Source organism: Roseateles sp. (assembly GCF_965229315.1).
GTDB lineage: Bacteria > Pseudomonadota > Gammaproteobacteria > Burkholderiales > Burkholderiaceae_C > Pelomonas.
Map to the genome: position 1 here is coordinate 800,764 of NZ_CBDDJA010000002.1, position 18,589 is coordinate 819,352.

At 68.4% G+C, this 18,589-nt stretch carries 18 protein-coding genes; 10 read left to right on the plus strand and 8 right to left on the minus strand.

The window, feature by feature from the left end; all coding sequences use genetic code 11:
- Positions 1-9 precede the first annotated feature (9 nt).
- From ACO07H_RS08480 to ntrC, 5 genes are all read left to right on the plus strand, one after another.
- Entirely contained in the window at positions 10-801 is a 792-nt protein-coding gene (locus tag ACO07H_RS08480) for a competence/damage-inducible protein A (RefSeq protein ID WP_422013068.1), read from the plus strand.
- Positions 802-968: 167 nt separating this feature from the next.
- Positions 969-2,384: a type I glutamate--ammonia ligase gene (gene glnA, locus ACO07H_RS08485; protein ID WP_422013070.1), complete on the plus strand. Its 1,416-nt coding sequence runs from the start codon at positions 969-971 to the stop codon at positions 2,382-2,384.
- Positions 2,385-2,480: 96 nt separating this feature from the next.
- Positions 2,481-2,978: a hypothetical protein gene (locus ACO07H_RS08490; RefSeq protein WP_422013072.1), complete on the plus strand. Its 498-nt coding sequence runs from the start codon at positions 2,481-2,483 to the stop codon at positions 2,976-2,978.
- A 23-nt stretch (positions 2,979-3,001) separates the two neighbouring features.
- Positions 3,002-4,099 carry a nitrogen regulation protein NR(II) gene (glnL, locus tag ACO07H_RS08495; RefSeq protein ID WP_422013074.1) on the plus strand — a complete coding sequence of 366 codons (1,098 nt, stop codon included), beginning with the start codon at positions 3,002-3,004 and terminating at the stop codon, positions 4,097-4,099.
- A gap of 34 nt (positions 4,100-4,133) precedes the next feature.
- Positions 4,134-5,600: a nitrogen regulation protein NR(I) gene (gene ntrC / locus ACO07H_RS08500; RefSeq protein ID WP_422013076.1), complete on the plus strand. Its 1,467-nt coding sequence runs from the start codon at positions 4,134-4,136 to the stop codon at positions 5,598-5,600.
- Between the two features lie 75 nt (positions 5,601-5,675).
- Here the strand turns inward: ntrC and pepA are convergent, their stop codons facing one another.
- The gene (gene pepA, locus ACO07H_RS08505) at positions 5,676-6,461 is read right to left on the minus strand and encodes a flocculation-associated PEP-CTERM protein PepA (RefSeq protein WP_422013078.1); all 786 of its coding nucleotides are present in this window, start codon (positions 6,459-6,461) and stop codon (positions 5,676-5,678) included.
- Positions 6,462-6,675: 214 nt separating this feature from the next.
- Complete coding sequence (locus ACO07H_RS08510) at positions 6,676-7,641, minus strand: MBL fold metallo-hydrolase (protein ID WP_422013080.1); 966 nt, start codon at positions 7,639-7,641, stop codon at positions 6,676-6,678.
- A gap of 48 nt (positions 7,642-7,689) precedes the next feature.
- Between ACO07H_RS08510 and def the strand changes: the two genes are divergently transcribed.
- Entirely contained in the window at positions 7,690-8,226 is a 537-nt protein-coding gene (gene def, locus ACO07H_RS08515) for a peptide deformylase (RefSeq protein ID WP_422013082.1), read from the plus strand.
- A gap of 80 nt (positions 8,227-8,306) precedes the next feature.
- Positions 8,307-10,265 carry a DUF6600 domain-containing protein gene (locus ACO07H_RS08520; protein ID WP_422013084.1) on the plus strand — a complete coding sequence of 653 codons (1,959 nt, stop codon included), beginning with the start codon at positions 8,307-8,309 and terminating at the stop codon, positions 10,263-10,265.
- 21 nt (positions 10,266-10,286) lie between these two features.
- On the opposite strand, the gene ACO07H_RS08525 is transcribed toward ACO07H_RS08520, so the two are convergent.
- Positions 10,287-10,931, minus strand: coding sequence for an arylesterase (locus ACO07H_RS08525; protein WP_422013086.1), 645 nt, complete (start codon positions 10,929-10,931; stop codon positions 10,287-10,289).
- Between ACO07H_RS08525 and ACO07H_RS08530 the strand changes: the two genes are divergently transcribed.
- Complete coding sequence (locus tag ACO07H_RS08530; protein WP_422013088.1) at positions 10,930-11,601, plus strand: ABC transporter ATP-binding protein; 672 nt, start codon at positions 10,930-10,932, stop codon at positions 11,599-11,601. The genes ACO07H_RS08525 and ACO07H_RS08530 overlap by 2 nt on opposite strands.
- A gap of 48 nt (positions 11,602-11,649) precedes the next feature.
- On the opposite strand, the gene ACO07H_RS08535 is transcribed toward ACO07H_RS08530, so the two are convergent.
- The 5 genes from ACO07H_RS08535 to ACO07H_RS08555 all read right to left on the minus strand — a co-directional run bounded on the left by ACO07H_RS08535 (position 11,650) and on the right by ACO07H_RS08555 (position 15,361).
- The gene (locus ACO07H_RS08535) at positions 11,650-12,453 is read right to left on the minus strand and encodes a foldase protein PrsA (protein WP_422013090.1); all 804 of its coding nucleotides are present in this window, start codon (positions 12,451-12,453) and stop codon (positions 11,650-11,652) included.
- Between the two features lie 71 nt (positions 12,454-12,524).
- Positions 12,525-12,785, minus strand: coding sequence for a BolA family protein (locus ACO07H_RS08540; protein ID WP_422013092.1), 261 nt, complete (start codon positions 12,783-12,785; stop codon positions 12,525-12,527).
- Complete coding sequence (locus tag ACO07H_RS08545) at positions 12,782-13,420, minus strand: septation protein A (RefSeq protein ID WP_422013094.1); 639 nt, start codon at positions 13,418-13,420, stop codon at positions 12,782-12,784. Before ACO07H_RS08545 ends, ACO07H_RS08540 begins: the two co-directional genes overlap by 4 nt.
- Positions 13,421-13,478: 58 nt before the next feature.
- Entirely contained in the window at positions 13,479-13,898 is a 420-nt protein-coding gene (msrB, locus tag ACO07H_RS08550; RefSeq protein ID WP_422013096.1) for a peptide-methionine (R)-S-oxide reductase MsrB, read from the minus strand.
- The gene (locus ACO07H_RS08555; RefSeq protein WP_422013098.1) at positions 13,895-15,361 is read right to left on the minus strand and encodes a protein adenylyltransferase SelO; all 1,467 of its coding nucleotides are present in this window, start codon (positions 15,359-15,361) and stop codon (positions 13,895-13,897) included. The genes msrB and ACO07H_RS08555 overlap by 4 nt, the downstream gene beginning before the upstream one ends.
- 134 nt (positions 15,362-15,495) lie before the next feature.
- Between ACO07H_RS08555 and ACO07H_RS08560 the strand changes: the two genes are divergently transcribed.
- The gene (locus ACO07H_RS08560; protein WP_422013100.1) at positions 15,496-17,142 is read left to right on the plus strand and encodes a 3-(methylthio)propionyl-CoA ligase; all 1,647 of its coding nucleotides are present in this window, start codon (positions 15,496-15,498) and stop codon (positions 17,140-17,142) included.
- Between the two features lie 90 nt (positions 17,143-17,232).
- Complete coding sequence (locus tag ACO07H_RS08565) at positions 17,233-18,486, plus strand: branched-chain amino acid ABC transporter substrate-binding protein (protein WP_422013102.1); 1,254 nt, start codon at positions 17,233-17,235, stop codon at positions 18,484-18,486.
- The last annotated feature ends 103 nt before the right edge of the window (positions 18,487-18,589 follow it).

The following is an 18,589-nucleotide window of genomic DNA, read 5'->3' on the forward strand; positions in this document are numbered from 1 at the left end:
GCGACGAAGATGCAAGTCGGACTGATCATCATTGGCGACGAGATCCTGTCCGGCAAGCGCCAGGACTCGCACCTCGCCAAGTTCATCGCGCTGCTGTCGGAGCGCGGCATGCAGCTGGCCTGGGCGCAGTACCTGGGCGACGACCGCGCGCTGCTGGCAGCGCGGCTGCGCGAGGCCTTCGCCAGCGGCGACCTGGTCGTGAGCTGCGGCGGCATCGGCGCCACGCCGGACGACCACACCCGCCAGGCCGCCGCCGAGGCGCTGGGCCGGCCGCTGGCGCTGCATGCCGAAGCGCGTGAGCTCATCTGGCAGCGCATCCTGAAGATGGCCGAGGAGCAGGGCACCACGGCCGACCCCGAGCACGCGGACAGCCGTCGCCGCTTCGAGATGGGCGTGTTCCCGCAGGGTGCGGGCATCGTCCCCAATCCGTACAACAAGATTCCCGGCTTCTTCGTGGGCGACGTGCATTTCGTGCCCGGCTTCCCGGTGATGGCCCATCCGATGATGGCCTGGGTGCTGGACCGCTACCCGCAACTGCACCGCCAGGTGGGCGTGCTGGAGCGCTCGCTCATCGTGCAGGGCGCGATGGAGGCCAGCCTGACACCGCTGATGGAGGCCGTCGAGGCCGAGTTCGGCGGCATCAAGGTGTTCAGCCTGCCCAGCGTCGACCACCCGCAGTGGGGTCGCTGCATCGAGCTGGGCGTCAAGGGTGATGCCGCGCAGCTTTCGCTGGCCTACGATGCACTGAAGCGAGGCGTGACCGCGTTTGGTGCATCAATCGGCACAGAAATGGTGCGATGACGCGCCGTCAGCCGGACGTGTCAACCCTGCCACCTCATAATGCCCGCACCCTGCCGGCGACAACCCATGTCGGTGCATGTTGGCATGCAAACTGCTTTGAATCCCTCGTGGCCGCAGGCACGCGCTCGCGGCAGCAACCACCCACTCGATCCCGCTAGGAGCTATTGATGGCCAAGACCGTCGCCGATGTGATGCAACTGGTGAAGGACAACGAAATCAAGTTCGTTGACTTCCGCTTCACCGACACCCGTGGCAAGGAGCAGCACGTCTCCGTGCCCGTCTCCCATTTCGATGAAGACAAGTTCACGTCGGGCCACGCCTTCGACGGCTCCTCGATCGCCGGCTGGAAGGGCATCGAAGCGTCGGACATGCTGCTCATGCCCGATCCCAACACGGCCAACATCGACCCCTTCTTCGAAGAGCCGACGCTGATCCTGTCCTGCGACGTCGTCGACCCCGCCGACGGCAAGGCCTACGAGCGCGACCCGCGTTCGCTGGCCAAGCGCGCCGAGGCCTACCTGAAGGCGTCCGGCCTGGGCGACACCGCCTACTTCGGCCCGGAACCCGAGTTCTTCATCTTCGACAGCGTGCGCTGGGGCAACGAAATGTCCGGCTCGTTCTTCAAGATCGAGTCCGAGGAAGGCGCCTGGAACTCGTCCAAGGAATACGAGCACGGCAACTCCGGCTACCGTCCCACCGTCAAGGGCGGCTACTTCCCCGTGCCCCCGGTCGATAGCGGCCAGGACATGCGCTCGGAGATGTGCCTGATCCTGGAGCAGATGGGCATCCCGGTCGAGGTGCACCACCACGAGGTGGCCAACGCCGGCCAGATGGAAATCGGCACCAAGTTCAGCTCGCTGGTGCAGCGTGCCGACTGGCTGCAGCTGCAGAAGTACATCATCGTCAACGTCGCCCATGCCTACGGCAAGACGGCGACCTTCATGCCCAAGCCGCTGGTCGGCGACAACGGCTCCGGCATGCACGTTCACCAGTCCGTCTGGAAGGACGGCAAGAACCTGTTCGCCGGTGATGGCTATGCCGGCCTGAGCGAATTCGCGCTGTACTACATCGGCGGCATCATCAAGCACGCCCGCGCGCTGAACGCCATCACCAACCCCGGCACCAACAGCTACAAGCGCCTGGTGCCCGGCTTCGAAGCCCCGGTGAAGCTGGCCTACTCGGCCAAGAACCGCTCGGCCTCGATCCGCATCCCCTACGTCGGCAATCCCAAGGGCCGCCGCATCGAGGCGCGCTTCCCCGATCCCTCCGCCAACCCCTACCTGGCCTTCAGCGCGCTGCTGATGGCTGGCCTGGACGGCGTGGAGAACAAGATCCACCCGGGCGAAGCCGCCACCAAGGACCTGTACCACCTGCCCCCGGAAGAAGACGCGAAGATCCCGACCGTCTGCCACAGCCTGGACCAGGCGCTGGACTACCTGGACAAGGACCGCGCCTTCCTGACCAAGGGCGGCGTGTTCACGGACAGCTACATCGATGCCTACATCGAGCTGAAGATGCAGGAAGTGACGCGCTTCCGCATGGCCACGCACCCGGTCGAGTTCGACATGTACTACACGCTGTGATCACCATGGGCAGCACCATCGCTGCCTGGTCATCCACGGAAAGGGGCTGCCTGCGCGGCCCCTTTTTCGTTTGCCTGGCTGGGCCACAATCCCGTCATGCTGAATCGACTGCTGGCCCCGCTGCTCGCCGTGGCAAGCCTGGGCGTCCAAGCCCAGGGCACGGTCTACCGCTGCCCCGGCCCGCCGGTGCTGTACACCGACGCGCTGACGGCCAAGGAGGCCAGCGAGAAGGGCTGCCGCACCATCGAAGGCACGCCCATCACCGTCATGCAGACGGTCAAGCCGCGCGCGGGTGCCACGGCTGCGGCGCCCGCCGCTGCCGAAGGACAGCGCGGTGCTGAAAGCCGTGTCGACAACCAGCAGCAGCGTGCCCGCGACGACGAGCGGCGCCGCGTGCTGCAGGCCGAACTTCGCCAGGCCGAGGAGCGGCTGTCGTCCGCGCAGAAGGAATTCAACAACGGCCAGGGCGAGCGCCGCGGTGACGAGCGCAACTACCAGAAGTACCTCGACCGCATGGCCGAGCTCAAGGACAGCATCGGCCGCTACGAGTCGGACGTGCAAGCGCTCAGGCGCGAGATCGCCAAACTTCCCTGAGGCGCATGGCGCCCCGGTGCGCCATGCCTGACATCCTGTCCCTGCCGCCGGAGTTCGCTGGCCTGGACCTGCTGGCGACCATGGTGGTCGTGTCCAGCGCCGAAGGCGAATGCCTGTTTGCCAACACGGCGTTCGAGAACGTCATGCGCCTGTCGCGCCGCACGGCGCAGAAGGCGCAACTGCCCGATTGGTTCGACGATGCCCAGCGCCTGACGGAGACGCTGGCCGGCGTGGCGGCGAACCAGTACTCCAGCAGCCGTTTCGACGCCCAGCTGCGTCGCGGTGCCTGGGCTCAGGAAGATGGCCTTGCCGTGCATGTCATCGTGTCGCAGATGGATGTCGGCATGGAGCGTGCGCCGCGCGTGCTGGTGGAACTGATCGAGATCGGCAGCCAGGCCCGCCAGGACCGCGACGAGCGCAGCCTCGACCAGGTCCAGGCCACGAAGGAGCTCACGCGCAACCTCGCCCACGAGATCAAGAACCCGCTCGGCGGCATCCGCGGCGCGGCGCAACTGCTCGCGCTGGAGTTGCAGGACACGAACGCGGAGCTGACCGAGTACACCCAGGTCATCGTGCATGAGGTCGACCGCCTGCAAAGCCTCGTGGACCGTCTGCTCGCGCCGCACCGCCGCGCCCATGTCGTGGGCGACGTCAACATCCACGAGCTGTGCGAGCGGGTGCGGGCGCTGGTGCTCATCGAGCATCCCAAGGGCCTGGCCATCCTGCGCGACTACGACACCTCGCTGCCGGACTTCCGGGGCGACCGCGAGCAGCTCATCCAGATGGTGCTGAACATCGTGCAGAACGCCGCCCAGGCGCTGGGTTCGCGCATCCACGCGGGCGACGCGCAGATCATGCTGCGCACGCGCGTGGCCCGACAGGTCACCATTGGCAAGCAGCGCTGGCGCTTGGCACTGGAATTGCATATCGAGGACAACGGCCCCGGCGTACCCGCCGAGATCCGGGATCGCATCTTCTTCCCCCTCGTGTCGGGTCGGGAGGGCGGCTCGGGCCTCGGCCTCACGCTCGCGCAGACGATCGCCCAGCAACACCAGGGCATGATCGACTGCGAGAGCGAGCCGGGCCTGACGAATTTCCGAATCACGCTGCCGCTGCCCTGATCCCACGAGGTGATGGGCGCGGTCGAGGAATTGCATGAAATCCATCTGGGTTGTTGACGACGACCACTCGATCCGCTTCGTGCTCGAGAAGGCCCTGGCCCGCGAGGGGCTGCCGGTGCGCAGCTTCAGCAATGCGCGCGACATGCTCGCCGCGCTGGACGATGACTCCCCGCAAGTGCTGGTCTCCGACATCCGCATGCCCGGCGGCTCGGGCCTGGAATTGCTGGCCAAGGTGAAAGCGCGCTTGCCGGCGCTGCCCGTCATCATCATGACGGCCTATTCCGACCTGGACAGCGCCGTGTCGGCCTTCCAGGGCGGTGCCTTCGAGTACCTGCCCAAGCCCTTCGACCTGCCGCGCGCCGTGGAGCTGATCCGCCGCGCGCAGGAGGAAAGCCAGCGCGAGGCCGGCGAGCAGGAAGCCGCCGCACAGGTGCCCGAGATGCTGGGCCAGGCGCCGGCGATGCAGGACGTGTTCCGCGCGATCGGCCGGCTGTCCCAGAGCCATGTCACGGTGATGATCACCGGCGAGAGCGGCTCCGGCAAGGAGCTGGTCGCCCGCGCGCTGCACAAGCACAGCCCGCGCGGCGAAGGCCCCTTCGTCGCCATCAACACCGCGGCGATCCCCAAGGACCTGCTGGAGAGCGAACTCTTCGGCCACGAGCGCGGCGCCTTCACCGGCGCGCAGGCCTCACGGCGCGGCCGCTTCGAGCAGGCGGACGGCGGCACGCTGTTCCTGGACGAGATCGGCGACATGCCGTTCGAGCTGCAGACGCGGCTGCTGCGCGTGCTGTCCGATGGCCAGTTCTACCGTGTGGGCGGCCACAGCCCGCTGCGCAGCAACGTGCGCGTCATCGCGGCCACGCACCAGAACCTCGAAGAGCGCGTGCGCCAGGGCGTGTTCCGCGAGGACCTGTTCCACCGCCTCAACGTCATCCGTCTGCGCCTGCCGCCGCTGCGCGAGCGTCGCGAAGACATCGCCTCGCTGGCCCGCCATTTCCTGCAGCGCAGTGCCACCGAACTGGGTGTGGAGCCCAAGCGCCTGTCCGACGCCGCATTGACGCTGCTGACGGCTTTCGAGTTCCCCGGCAACGTGCGCCAGTTGGAGAACATCTGCCACTGGCTCAGCGTGATGGCGCCCAGCCAGGTCATCGAGCCCAAGGACCTGCCGGACGAGCTGCAGCCCGGGCACGCGGCCGCGATCGCGATCGCGCCAGCCGTCGCCGCGGGCGTTCAGCTCGGCGCCGCGCCTGCATCGGTGGCGGCACCGGCCAACACCAGCGCCGGCGAGGGCTGGCTGGCCGACATGGCCGCCGACGCCCGCGCCCGCCTGCTGGCCGGCGAGCCGGACGTGTGGGACGCGCTGACCAAGCGCTTCGAGGCCCAGCTCATCCTGACCGCGCTGGACATCACCCGCGGCCGCCGCATCGAGGCCGCGCAGAAGCTCGGCATTGGCCGCAACACGATCACGCGCAAGATCCAGGAGTTGGGCCTGGACGTTTGACGCCGTCGCTGGGCGCAAGGGACAAAAAAAGCCGCCCGTCGTGGCGGCTCTTGGACGGGACTGTTCGCAGCGGGGTCAGCGGGCGCCGCGGCGGCGCGACACGAAGCCGATGACTCCCAGGCCGCCCAGCAGCAACGCCGACGTCATCGGTTCCGGCACTGCCGTTGCGAAGTTGATCGAGCCGCCGCCTTGCTGGACCATGAAGCCGCCGGCAAACAACTGGACTTGCGAGCTGGTGTTGCTGAAGGACGTCTGCGCCTGGTCGTAGAAGGCCAGCGGCGACGTGAAGGCCGATGACACGTTGCCGACAGTCACCGTCGCACCAGCGGACGGCGAGAAGGCGCCGCCACCCGGGATGCTGACGACGCTGCCGCCGACCAGCGTCCCGGTGGCAAGCGCCACCGGTGCGATGGCGGTCGTGACCGGTGTCGTGCCGTTGAAGCCGAAGGTGGCCGTGCCGTTGTAGCCGTACAGCGTGTAGGTCAGCGACGTGAAGCTGCCGATCGAGACCTGCGTGAGCGGGTTGTTGCCGTCGGTCGTGCCCTGCCCGGTGAAGGCGATGTACAGGCCATATGTGCTGTTCAGGCCTGGCACCGACAGCGTGCTGCTGTTCAGCTGCGCGCCAGTGATGGCCAGAAAGCCGGTCTCGGTGAAGGTGGTCGCCGAGGTCTGTGTCACCGTCGCGTAATCCGAGATCAGCAGGTTGTCCGCGGAGAACGCCGTGCCTGCCAGCCCGGCAGCGGCCGGATTGAACGTGAACGTGTTCAGCGCGCTGGCGGTGGCGGACATTGCCAGCAACCCGGCCGCGAACAGACCGCGGCGCAGCCAAGCGGCCGAAGTGACGGGGTAGGCGACGCGCATGGTGAACTCCTGGCTGGGGTCAACGCGGGCGAAGCGCCGGCACCCATGCCGGTACTCGCCCGCAGCGGCGATTCTGCACTCGGCACCGCCTGGGCGCTCGACGGCGAGGGTTGCGGCCGCCCTTCAAACGAGGGGGGCGCTGGCGCGCACAGGCCCAAGTGTGAGGACACCGGCCGAAAAAACCTGGGTTGCCAGGCTGGGCCGGGGCAGCATGTCAGCCGGCGGGGCGGTCCAGCCAGACCTGCAGGCCCTGCGCGTTCAGCTCCGCATCCGGCCCCAGCCAGTCTGCCGCGGCGGCCATGTCGCCCGGGTAGCCGTGGGCCTGGATGCGCGCGAGGTAGCCGTGCAACAAACCGCCCTTGAGCCGGTCATGGCGGTCCGGTGCCTCGCGCAGTGATAGCGCCAGCGCCACCATCTCGTCCACCTGCGCCAGCAGCTCCGCGGCCAGGCGTTTCACCTCGGCCACCGAGCCACCGATGCGGCCGTAGTGGGTGAGCTGCATCGCCACCGGTTCGGCGGCCAGCAGCCGCGCGACGGTGGCCTTCAGCGCGTCGGGGTCGAACTGCACCGGCGTCGTGGTGGGCAGGATCCAGGCGCGGCCGTCCGCGTCGAACCCGCGGTAGGACAGGCCGAACGTGTCGCCGGTGAACCAGCTGCGGCTGCGTTCGTCCCAGATCCCATGGTGGTGCCTGGCGTGGCCCGGCGTGTCGATGAGGCGCAGCGGCCGGCCGGCCAGCAGCAGCACCTGCGCGTCAAAGCTGGCCTCGGCGCGCTCGGCCGGCACCGGCACGAGGCGGCCGTAGCTGCGCTCCATCTCCGCCTCGCCGTAGACGGCCAGCGCGCCGAACCACAGCCCCTTGGGATCGACCATGTGGCGCAGGCCGCGGGGATGCACCAGCACGCGGGCGGTGGGCAGCTGCTGCATCAGCAGGCCCACGCCGCCCGCATGATCCAGGTGCACGTGCGTCGGGATGACCCAGTCCACGCAGGCCGGCGTCAGCCCCAGCGCCGTCAGTGCGGCGAGCAGGCGCGGCACCGCGTGGTTGGTGCCGGTGTCGATGAAGGCGGCGCGGCCGTTTTCCACGACCAGGTAGGCCGCATCGAAGCGCGGGCGCTGCTGGAAGCCGGTGTCGATGGCGTAGATGCCGTGGCCGAGGTCTTCGAGAAATTCGGGGCGCATGGGAAGCGGGTTCCTAGAATCGGCGCACGATAGCCGAAGGAGGCCCGCTTGGCCGTTCACGAGATTCTGAAAATGGGTGACCCGCGCCTGCTGCGCGTGGCCCAGCCCGTCGCCGCGTTCGGCACGCCCGAACTCAAGGCGCTCATCGCCGACATGTTCGAGACCATGGCCGCCGCCCACGGCGCGGGCCTGGCGGCGCCGCAGATCGGCGTGGACCTGCGTCTGGTCATCTTCGGCTACGACAGGAACGTGCGCTATCCCGACGCGCCGCCCGTGCCGCCCACGGTGCTCATCAATCCGGTCATCGAGGTGCTGGACGGTGGCCGCACCGAAGGCTGGGAGGGCTGCCTGTCGGTGCCCGGCATGCGTGGCGTCGTCGAGCGCGACGAGCGCATCCGCTACACCGGCTTCGACGCCGACGGCCAGCCCATCGACCGCATCGCCGACGGCTTCCATGCCCGCGTCGTGCAGCACGAATGCGACCACCTGGACGGCATCCTCTACCCCATGCGGGTGCAGGACTTCCGCCGCTTCGGCTTCACATCGGTGCTGTTCCCTGAACTGGACCCGAACGCGGACGACTGACCGCCGGATTGAAACCTTTGTAAGCGTCGTGCACCGCGGCTGTGCCCGGTGCGTTAGCTTCCGGTAAAGGAGCCTTTCCCATGGCCTCAGCCGCCCCAGAACTCGTCCTGAACCGTCGCCATTGGCGCGTCCTCGCGATGACGCTGCTGCTCGCACTCGCGCCCGGCGCGCATGCGCAGGACGCCGATCGTGACCCGCCTGCGCGCGCAGCCCGTGTCGTCGATGTCATCGGCGACGCCTGGCTGTTCGACCACGAAACCCGCGAGTGGATGCGGCTCACGCGCAACCAGACGGTGGGCGAGGGCGACCGCGTGCGCACCGACGACCGCGGCCGCCTCAGCCTGCGCGTGGGCTCCACGACCATCTGGGTGGACGAGCGCAGCGACCTGGAGATGAGCCAGCTCGACGATGGCCAGACATTGCTGCAGATCGACCGCGGCGACGTCGCCGTGCGGCTGCGCAACGCACAGAACGCGGCGGAGACGAGGCTGCGCACCCGCGAGGGCACGACACAGCCCGAGCGCGAAGGCCTGTACCGCGTGGAGCAGCTGGACCGCGGCAGCAAGGTCTACGTCTGGCAGGGCCGCGTGCGCTTCGACTGGGCGCGCGCTGCGGCGCCGGTGACGCTGGCCACCGGGGAACAGGCGGAGTTCTGGTGGCCCGACGGCCCGCGCGCCGAGCGTGGCCCGCTGTTCAGCGACGGCTTCGGCGACTGGGTGCTGGCCGAGAGCCGCGACGAGGGCGACCGCCCCGTCGCGCGCTACGTGTCGCCGGAGATGACCGGCGCCGAAGACCTGGACCGCTATGGCCGCTGGGAAACCGCACCGGACTACGGCGCGGTTTGGATTCCCACCACCGTCGTCGTCGCCGACTGGGCGCCCTACCGCTACGGCCGCTGGGCCTGGTCGCGCCAGTGGGGCTGGACCTGGGTGGACGACGCGCCCTGGGGCTTCGCGCCTTTCCACTATGGCCGCTGGGTGAACTGGGGCGGCCGCTGGTGCTGGGCGCCCGGCCCGTATGTTCAGCGGCCCGCCTATGCGCCGGCGCTGGTGGGCTGGGTGGGCGGCCCGTCCGTGAGCGTGGGCATCTCCATCGGCGGCCGCCCGGCGCCGCCGCGCTACGGCTGGTATCCGCTGGCGCCGCGCGAGGTGTTCGTGCCGGGCTACCGCCACAGCCCGCGCTACGTGAACCGCGTCAACGACCCGCGCGACTTGCGCGATCCCGTCACCGTGCAGCGTCCGAACCGCTACCGCGACGTGCCGACCGCCGTGAGCACGCTGCCCGGCCCGGGCGCGGGCATCCAGCCCCTGCCCGTGCGCGGCTCCGACCGCAAGCCCGAGCCCGGCTGGGGCCGCCCGTTGCCCGGCGCGCCCGGCCGCGGCGACCTGGCCGCTGTGCTGCCCGCGGCGCCCACGCGCCCGGCGGAAGCCGACCTGCCACGCCGCACGCCGCGCACGCCCGAAGGCAACATGGGCTGGCGCAGCGAAGGCCAGGTGCCGGTGCGCCGCGAACCGCAACGCGGCCCCGACATGCAGGCGCAGCCGCTGCCCGCGCGCCCGCTGCCCGCGATGCCGTCGGTCACGCAGCCGGCCATGCCCGTGCAGCAGCAACCGCAGCCACGGCCGAACATCGAGCAGCCGCAGCGCGGCGGCGACAACATGCCGTGGCGCGCTCAGCAGCAGCAGCGCGACGAGATGCGCGAGCGCCGCGAGGAGCCGCGCCGGGACGACGTGCCGCGGCGCGAGGAACGCCGTGACGAGATGCGCCGTATCCAGCCGCAGCCGCAGCCGCAACAACAGCAAGCCGAGCCGCAGCGTGTGATCCAGATGCCCGAGCGGCCCGCCATGGAGCCGCCGCAACCGCAGCGCCGCGCCGAGGAACCGCAACGCCAGCGCCCGCCTGAACCGCCGCGCCTGCAGATGCCGCAACCCCAGCCCCAGCAGGCTCAGCCGCGCAACGAAGGCCCGCAGCGTGCCCGCCCGGAGGGCGTGCCCCTGCGTGAGCGGCGTGGCGGCGAGCCGCGCCAGGTCGAGCCCTGACACGGTGGCCTGAAGGCAAGCTCAGAGCAGCGGCTTGAGCGCCTGCCAGACGTTGTCCAGCATCAGCGGGTGCGCCTTGGCCAGCGGGTGGATGCGGTCGGGCTGGAACCAGTCCATCGCGTCCGCCCGGTCGGCCACGCCCTTCAGCAGGAAAGGCACGACGGCCGCGCGGGCCGGCTTGGCCACCTGCTCGAACAGGTCGGCAAAGTCCTTGCCGTAGGCCGAGCCGTAGTTGGGCGGCACCTGCATGCCGGCCAGCAGCACCTTGGCGCCGGCGGCCTGCGCCACTTTCACCATCGCCTGCAGGTTGTCGCGCGTGCTGGACAGCGGCAGGCCGCGCAGCGCGTCGTTGCCGCCCAGCTCGATGACGACGATGGCCGGCTTGTGCGTGCGCAGCGCCGCCGGCAGCCGGCTGCGGCCACCGGCGGTGGTGTCGCCGCTGATGCTGGCGTTGACGACGCGGTAGGGCTTCTTCTGGTCGTTCAGGCGCTTCTGCAGCAGCGCCACCCAGCCGTCGCCGGCCTTGAGGCCGTACTCGGCGGACAGGCTGTCGCCCACCACCAGCAGCACCGGCGCATCGGCCGCGGCCGCAAGGCCCGACGCCCAGCCGGCCAGCAGCCCCACGCTACAGTGCGCCACCCACGCCCGACGCCGCAGTCCCGACATGCCAGAAGTCCTCGTCCAAGTTGATCAGATCACCAAGCGCGTCGGCGACGCGACCGGGGAGCTGACGATTCTCCATGACATCAGCTTCACGCTGGCGGCGCAGGAGTCGGTGGCCATCGTCGGGGCATCGGGTTCCGGCAAGAGCACGCTGCTGGCCATCCTCGCGGGGCTGGACACGCCCAGCAGCGGCACCGTCAGGTTGCGCGGTCAGGACCTGTTCACGCTGGACGAGGACCAGCGCGCCGCCGTGCGCGCCCGCGAGCTGGGTTTCGTGTTCCAGAGCTTCCAGCTGCTGCCCAACCTGACGGCACTGGAGAACGTCATGCTGCCGCTGGAGCTGCGCGGCGACCGCGATGCGCGCGAGCAGGCCGCCGCCATGCTGGCCCGCGTGGGCCTGGGCGAGCGCCTCTCCCACTACCCGCGCGTGCTGTCGGGTGGCGAGCAGCAGCGTGTCGCGCTGGCGCGTGCCTTCGTGCAGCGCCCGGCGCTGCTGCTGGCCGATGAGCCCACCGGCAGCCTCGACTTCGCGACCGGTGCGTCGGTGATGGCGTTGATGTTCGAACTCAACCGCGAGGCCGGCACGACGCTGGTGCTGGTGACGCATGACCGCGAGATCGCGGCGCGCTGCGAGCGGCAGTTGCGCATCGAGGCCGGCCGGCTCGTGGCATGAACGACAAAGCCCGCCAAAGGCGGGCTTTTGAGTCGGGCAGGAGCCGGATTACTTGGTGAACTTGTAATCCGTCTTGGCCTTTTCGATCAGGCCTTGCTGGAACTCGGCCATCTTCTGCTGTTCGATGCGCTGCTTGATCTGCGCCTTGACGTCGTCGAACGCGGGGAAGGTCGCCGGGCGGATGTCTTCCAGCTTGATGACGTGGTAGCCGAACTGGCTCTTCACCGGTTCCTGCGTCATCTCGCCCTTTTGCAGCGCGGTCATGGCCTTGCTGAACTCGGGCACGAAGTTGTTCGGGTTGGCGAAGTCCAGGTCGCCGCCGTTTTGCGCGGAGCCGGTGTCCTTGGAGTTCTTCTTGGCCAGTTCCTCGAAGCTGGCGCCGCCCTTGATCTGGACGATCAGGGCCTTGGCGTCCTCTTCCTTCTCGACCAGGATGTGGCGGGCGCGGTACTCGTTGCCGGTGTTGGCGGCCTTGAACTTGTCGTACTCGGCTTGCGCCTCGGCGTCGCTGACGGGGTTCTTCGCCTTGAAGTCTTCCATCAGGCCGCGGATCAGCAGCATCTGGCGGGCCAGATCCATCTGGGTCTTGTAGTCGGCGCCTTGCGGGATGCCGCGCTTCTCCGCTTCCTGGATGAAGATCTCGCGGCGGACGACTTCGTCCTTGACCTGGGCTTCCAGCTCCGGCGAGCGCTGCTGCTGGCCACTCTTGGTGACCTGCTGGATCAGCGTCTCGACCCGTGCCTTGGGCACGGGTTTGCCGTTCACGGTGGTGACGTTCTGCGCGACTGCGGCAGCCGGCAGCAGGGCCGAGATGGTGGCCGCGACGATGGCGGCAAGCGCAAACTTCTTCATGGGATTGGCTGGGTGAATCAGGCTAAAAAAACGCGCCCGGATTGGGCGCGCGGTTCGATCACGCTCGACCTTCAGGCTTCACCCGGCGCGCGGGCGTCGATGGCCAGCGCATGAATGCCGCGCTGCATCAGGTCGGACAGACAATGATAAACGAGGCGGTGACGGGCCAATCGTTGCAGACCCGTAAAGCGATCCGACACGACAGCCACATGAAAATGCCCGCCCTCGCGGGCGCCGGCGTGGCCGGCGTGCTGGGCGCTGTCATCGCGGACGTGCAGTTCGGTCGGCGCCAGCGCTTCGCGCAGGCGCGTCTCGATCTCGGTGACCATCATGGCTTGCCGCCTTCCTCGGGTTCAGGCGGCAGGTGCTTGGCCAGGTACACCCCCTGCGCCAGCGTGAACAGCAGGATCAGGCCGGTGGCGCCATAGGCCTTGAAGCTCACCCAGGTGGCTTCATCCGTGTTGTAGGCGACGATGAGGTTCAGCACGCCCATGCCGCCGAAGAACACGATCCAGGCGCGGTTGAGCGTGGCCCACACGGCGGCCGGCAGTGGCAGCTCGTTGCCCAGCATGCTCTGGATCAGGTTCTTGCGGAAGAAGGCCTGCGAGCCCCAGAAGGTCAAGGCCATGGCCCAGTACAGGCCGGTCGGCTTCCACATGATGAAGGTCTTGTTGTGGAACCACACGGTGAGTGCGCCCAGCGTCACGACCAGCACCAGGCTGATCCACAGGATCAGGTCGATCTTGCGGCGCATCAGCTTCAGCACGAGCACCTGGGCGATGGTCGCGACCATGACCACCAGCGTGGCCAGCATCACCGGGCCTTCGTCCGTGCCGACGACGCCGCCGGACACCATGAAGCCGAAGTGCTCGGTGGTGAACGCAGCGGCCCAGGCGGCGTGGCTCTTGGCGTACTGGTAGGAGCCGAAGAAGAGGATCAGCGGCAGAAAGTCGAGCAGTAACTTCATGTGTTGCGGCAGTCGAGGACAGAGCGACTCGCTCCGCTCGGGCGGTCTGTCCCCGAGTTCAAGGATTGTCCCCGACGAAATCGATGGCCGCCGAATTGATGCAGAAGCGCTCGCCGGTGGGCTCGGGGCCGTCGGGGAAGACGTGGCCCAGGTGCGAGCCGCAGGTGTTGCAGCGCACTTCCACGCGCACCATGCCGTGGCTGCGGTCGACGATGCGCTCGACCACCTCGCTGTTCACCGGCGCCCAGTAGCTGGGCCAGCCGCAGCCGGCGTCGAACTTGGTGTCGGCCTCGAACAGCGGCGTGCCGCAGCCGACGCAGTTGTAGTGGCCGTCCTTGAAATGGTCCCAGTACTTGCCGGTGAAGGCGCGCTCCGTCGCCGCCTGGCGGGCGACCTGGTATTGCATCGGGTCCAGTTGCTCACGCCATTCGGCATCGGTCTTCTGGACGGGGTAGGGCTTGTCGGATGCTTGGCTCATGATGAACAGGAGACTTCGAGGGTTTGGGCCCAGTCGGGCGGGAGGGCCGCATCGCTGGGGAGAACCGGTTCGTCGAACGGGCGGCTCAGAACTTTCAGCAGCCGGTCGATCTCGCTGAAGTCGCCGTGCTGTGCTGCACGGATCGCGCCTTCGGCGAGGTGGTTGCGCAGCACCACGGCGGGATTGGTGGCCAGCATGCGGGCTTCGACACCGGTCTCGCGTGCGGCGCGCTCGCGCCAGCGCACCAGCCAGGCGTCCAGCGCGGCGCGGTCGATGAAGAGGTCGCGCAGCGGCTCGGCATCGGTGTGTGCGCGCGACAGGCAGCGAAAGCTCAGCGTGAAGTCGGCGCGGGACGCGGCCATCAGCTTCAGGAAATCGTCGGCCAGTTGCTGGTCGCCATCGTCCGCCGTCGCGAGGCCCAGCTTGGCGCACATGCGGCCGACCATCTGGCTGGCGAAGCGCTCGCGGAAGGCCTCGACGGCGCCGAGCAGCCGTTCGGTCGCCGCCTCAGTCTCGGCCTCGGTGCCGACGGGCAGCAGCGGCAGCAGGGCCTGCGCCAGCGCATGCAGGTTCCAGAACGCCACGGACGGCTGGCGCGCATAGGCGTAGCGGCCGCGGTCGTCGCTGTGGTTGCAGACGTGGCCGGGGTCGAACGCGTCCATGAAGCCGAAGGGACCGTAGTCCAGCGTCAGGCCCAGCATGGACATGTTGTCCGTGTTCATGACGCCGTGGCAGAAGCCGATGGCCTGCCAGTGCGCGACGAGGTCGGCCGTCTGCAGCGCCACCTTGCGCAGCAGCGCGACGGCAGGCTCCGGCGCGTCGGCGCATTCGGGCGCGTGGTGGGCGATGAAGAAGTCGGCCAGGCGCCTCAGCGCCTCGAGCTGATCGTGGTGGGCGAAGTGCTCGAAGTGGCCGAAGCGAATAAAGCTGGGCGCCACACGCGTGACGATGGCGGCCGTCTCCACCGTCTCGCGGCGGACGGGCAGGCGCGAGCCGGTGATGCACAGCGCGCGCGTCGTCGGCACGCCCAAGGCGGCCATCGCCTCGGAGCACAGGAACTCGCGGATGGACGAGCGCAGCACCGCACGGCCGTCGCCGCGGCGCGAGTAGGGCGTCATGCCGCCGCCCTTGAGCTGCAGCTCCTGCGGGCCGTGGGGCGTCTCCGCTTCGCCCAGCCACAGCGCGCGGCCGTCACCCAGCTGGCCGGCCCACACGCCGAACTGGTGGCCGCTGTAGACCGACGCCAGCGGCCGCATGCCGGGCCATGTCGCACCGCCGGAGAAGGCCTGCAGGGCGTCGGGTTCCGAGGCCCAGCCGGCCGGCCAGCCCAGCAGCTCAGCGCAGGCCGCGCTCTGCGCCACCCAGTGTGGGTCGGGCAGGCCTTGCGCGTGCAGTTCGGTGAAGAACTCGGGGCCCAACGTGGCAAAGCGATTGCTCCAGGCGAGGCTGTCCAGCGGTGTCATCGCACCAGTTTAGTGATTGACCTCAAGGCCTGAAGTTCCTGGGTGTTTCCCCGGGGGCAAAGGGTCGCGGGTGTGACGGCCGACGGCGGAAAGCGCGGGCTAGACTGGGTCGATAAAACCGGCAGGAGACAAGCATGGGATTGATGGGCCGGATGATGGCGGAACCGTTGCTGATCTCGTCGTTGCTCAGGCACGCCGAGCGGCATTCGGGCGACACCGAGATCGTCAGCAAGCGGGTCGAAGGCGACCTGCACCGCAGCAATTGGCGCGACGTCGCGCGCCGCTCGCGCCAGGCCGCGCAGGCCTTTGCACGGCTGGGCTGCGAGCCCGGCGACCTCGTCGCGACGCTCGCCTGGAACGGTTATCGCCACCTCGAGATCTACTACGGCACCTCCGGCTCCGAGCTGGTCTGCCACACGATCAACCCTCGACTGTTCCCCGAGCAGATCGTCTGGATCGCCAACGACGCCCGCGACCGGGTGCTGTGCTTCGACGCGACCTTCCTGCCGCTGGTGGAGAAGATCGCGCCGCTGCTGACCACCGTGCAGCACTTCGTGCTGATGACGGGCCGCGCCCACATGCCCGCGAGCACGGCCATTCCCAACCTGCTGTGCTTCGACGAACTGCTGGACGCGGAGGACGGCCACTACACCTGGCCGCAGTTCGACGAGAACACGGCATCGAGCATCTGCTACACGTCCGGCACCACAGGCAACCCCAAGGGCGCCGTGTACAGCCACCGCTCGACGGTGCTGCACGCGTATGCGGCCGCGCTGCCGGATGCGATGGACTGCAGCAGCCGCGACGTCGTGCTGCCGGTCGTGCCGATGTTCCACGTCAATGCCTGGGGCATCCCCTACACGGCGGCCATCGTCGGCTGCAAGCTCGTCATGCCCGGACCGCACCTGGACGGCAAGAGCCTGTACGAACTGTTCGAGGGCGAGAAGGTCTCGTTCAGTGCCGGCGTGCCCACCGTGTGGCTGGGCCTGCTGAACTACGCGAAGGCCAACCACCTCAAGTTCTCGACCTTCAAGCGCACCGTCATCGGCGGCTCGGCCTGCCCGCCGGCGATGATGAAGTCGCTGCAGGAAGACTTCGGCATCGAGGTCATCCACGCCTGGGGCATGACGGAGATGTCGCCGCTGGGTACGCTGTCCAAGCTCACCACCCGCCAGCTCGACCTGCCGCATGAGCAGCAGCAGCGCCTGCTGGAGAAGCAGGGCCGCGTCATCTACGGCGTGGACATGGCCATCATCGACGACGAGGGCCGCTCGCTGCCGTGGGACGGCCAAAGCTCCGGCAACCTGGTCGTGCGCGGCCACTGGGTCATCTCGCAGTACTTCAACCACGACACGTCGCCGCTGGTCAGCGTGGATGGCGAGCCCGGCTGGTTCCCCACCGGCGACGTGGCGACCATCGACGCCGATGGCTTCATGCAGATCACCGACCGCAGCAAGGACGTCATCAAGTCCGGCGGCGAGTGGATCAGCTCCATCGACCTGGAGAACATCGCCATGGCCCACCCCGCCGTGCACGAGGCTGCAGTCATCGCGGCGCGGCACCCGAAGTGGGACGAGCGGCCGCTGCTGGTGGTCGTGAAGAAGCCGGACGCCCAACTCACGCGCGACGAGCTGATCGCGTTTTACGACGGACGCATCGCCAAGTGGCAGGTGCCCGATGACGTCGTCTTCGTGGCCGAGATTCCGCACACGGCCACCGGCAAGATCCAGAAGCTCAAGCTGCGCGAACAGCTGGCCGACCACAAGCTCCCCACTGCGTAAAAGGCGGTTTGTGCCGGGTTAGCCCGGGACCGCCGCCGCTGCGAGCTGGATTAACTTTCGTTCACATTACAACCACCCCTGGAGACAAGCATGTTCGATTTCACCTCGGCCCGTTTCCCCCTGCGAGCACTGACCGCAGCCGCGGCATTGGCGCTGGCCGCTGGCGCCGCACACGCTCAAAAGGGCGAGACGGTCAAGCTGGCCTACATCGACGCGCTGTCCGGCCTGATGGGCCCGGTGGGGCAGAACCAGGTCAAGACCTTCCAGTTCCTGGCCGAGAAGTTCAACAAGAGCAACCCGGCCGGCGTGAAGTTCGAGGTCGTCACCTTCGACAACAAGCTCAGCCCCGCCGAGTCGCTGAACCTGCTGAAGGCCGCGGCCGACCAGGGCATCCGCTACATCATGCAGGGCAACGGTTCCAGCGTCGCGCTGGCGCTGGCCGACGCCGTGCAAAAGCACAACGACCGCAACCCCGGCAAGGAAATCATTTACCTGAACTACTCGGCGGTGGACCCCGACCTGACGAACAGCAAGTGCAGCTACTGGCACTTCCGCTTCGACGCCGACACGTCCATGAAGATGGAAGCGCTGACCACCTTCATGAAGGACCAGCCCGATGTCAAGAAGGTCTACCTGCTGAACCAGAACTATGCGCACGGCCACCAGGTGGCCAAGTACGCCAAGGAGATGCTGGCCCGCAAGCGCCCGGACGTGCAGGTCGTCGGCGAAGACCTGCACCCGCTGGCCCAGGTGCGCGACTTCGCGCCCTACGTCGCCAAGATCAAGGCCAGTGGCGCCGACACGGTCATCACCGGCAACTGGGGTTCCGACCTGGCGCTGCTCGTGAAGGCCGCCAACGAGGCCGGCTACAACGGCAAGTTCTTCACCTACTACACCGGCGTCACCGGCACGCCCACGGCGCTGGGCACCGGCGGCGCGGGTCGTGTCTACCAAGTGGCCTACAGCCACTACAACATGGGCGGCGAGCCGCAGAAGCTGGCCAACGAGTTCAAGGCCAAGTTCAACGACGACATGTACACCATGAGCGTGGACCACATCTACCTGATGCTGAGCCAGGCCATGGCCAATGCCAAGTCCACCGACCCGGTCAAGGTCGCTGCGGCGCTGGAAGGCCTGACCGTCAAGAGCTTCAATGGCGACGTGACGATGCGCAAGTCCGACCACCAGTTGCAGCAGGCGCTGTACATCTCGGTCTGGCAGAAGGCCGATGCGAAGTACCCCTACAGCCCCGAGAACACGGGCATGACGCTGGCGCCGGTGAAGCAGTACGAGAGCTACGTCTCGTCCACGCCCACCTCCTGCCAGATGAAGAGGCCTGGCTGAGCGGTCGGCCCATCTTGCTACTGCGCGGGCCGATCTCGGGCTCGTGGTGCTCGCCGTACGGGAGTACGGCTGCTCGCCTCGAACCCGACCTCGACCCGCTCGC

Bases quoted from the DNA above. Each gene is read 5' to 3' on its own strand.
- ACO07H_RS08480 (WP_422013068.1), top strand. From the start codon at position 10: ATGCAAGTCGGACTGATCATCATTGGCGACGAGATCCTGTCCGGCAAG.
- glnA (WP_422013070.1), top strand. From the start codon at position 969: ATGGCCAAGACCGTCGCCGATGTGATGCAACTGGTGAAGGACAACGAA.
- ACO07H_RS08490 (WP_422013072.1), top strand. From the start codon at position 2,481: ATGCTGAATCGACTGCTGGCCCCGCTGCTCGCCGTGGCAAGCCTGGGC.
- glnL (WP_422013074.1), top strand. From the start codon at position 3,002: ATGCCTGACATCCTGTCCCTGCCGCCGGAGTTCGCTGGCCTGGACCTG.
- ntrC (WP_422013076.1), top strand. From the start codon at position 4,134: ATGAAATCCATCTGGGTTGTTGACGACGACCACTCGATCCGCTTCGTG.
- pepA (WP_422013078.1), bottom strand. From the start codon at position 6,461: ATGCGCGTCGCCTACCCCGTCACTTCGGCCGCTTGGCTGCGCCGCGGT.
- ACO07H_RS08510 (WP_422013080.1), bottom strand. From the start codon at position 7,641: ATGCGCCCCGAATTTCTCGAAGACCTCGGCCACGGCATCTACGCCATC.
- ACO07H_RS08520 (WP_422013084.1), top strand. From the start codon at position 8,307: ATGGCCTCAGCCGCCCCAGAACTCGTCCTGAACCGTCGCCATTGGCGC.
- ACO07H_RS08530 (WP_422013088.1), top strand. From the start codon at position 10,930: ATGCCAGAAGTCCTCGTCCAAGTTGATCAGATCACCAAGCGCGTCGGC.
- ACO07H_RS08525 (WP_422013086.1), bottom strand. From the start codon at position 10,931: ATGTCGGGACTGCGGCGTCGGGCGTGGGTGGCGCACTGTAGCGTGGGG.
- ACO07H_RS08535 (WP_422013090.1), bottom strand. From the start codon at position 12,453: ATGAAGAAGTTTGCGCTTGCCGCCATCGTCGCGGCCACCATCTCGGCC.
- ACO07H_RS08540 (WP_422013092.1), bottom strand. From the start codon at position 12,785: ATGATGGTCACCGAGATCGAGACGCGCCTGCGCGAAGCGCTGGCGCCG.
- ACO07H_RS08545 (WP_422013094.1), bottom strand. From the start codon at position 13,420: ATGAAGTTACTGCTCGACTTTCTGCCGCTGATCCTCTTCTTCGGCTCC.
- msrB (WP_422013096.1), bottom strand. From the start codon at position 13,898: ATGAGCCAAGCATCCGACAAGCCCTACCCCGTCCAGAAGACCGATGCC.
- ACO07H_RS08555 (WP_422013098.1), bottom strand. From the start codon at position 15,361: ATGACACCGCTGGACAGCCTCGCCTGGAGCAATCGCTTTGCCACGTTG.
- ACO07H_RS08560 (WP_422013100.1), top strand. From the start codon at position 15,496: ATGGGATTGATGGGCCGGATGATGGCGGAACCGTTGCTGATCTCGTCG.
- ACO07H_RS08565 (WP_422013102.1), top strand. From the start codon at position 17,233: ATGTTCGATTTCACCTCGGCCCGTTTCCCCCTGCGAGCACTGACCGCA.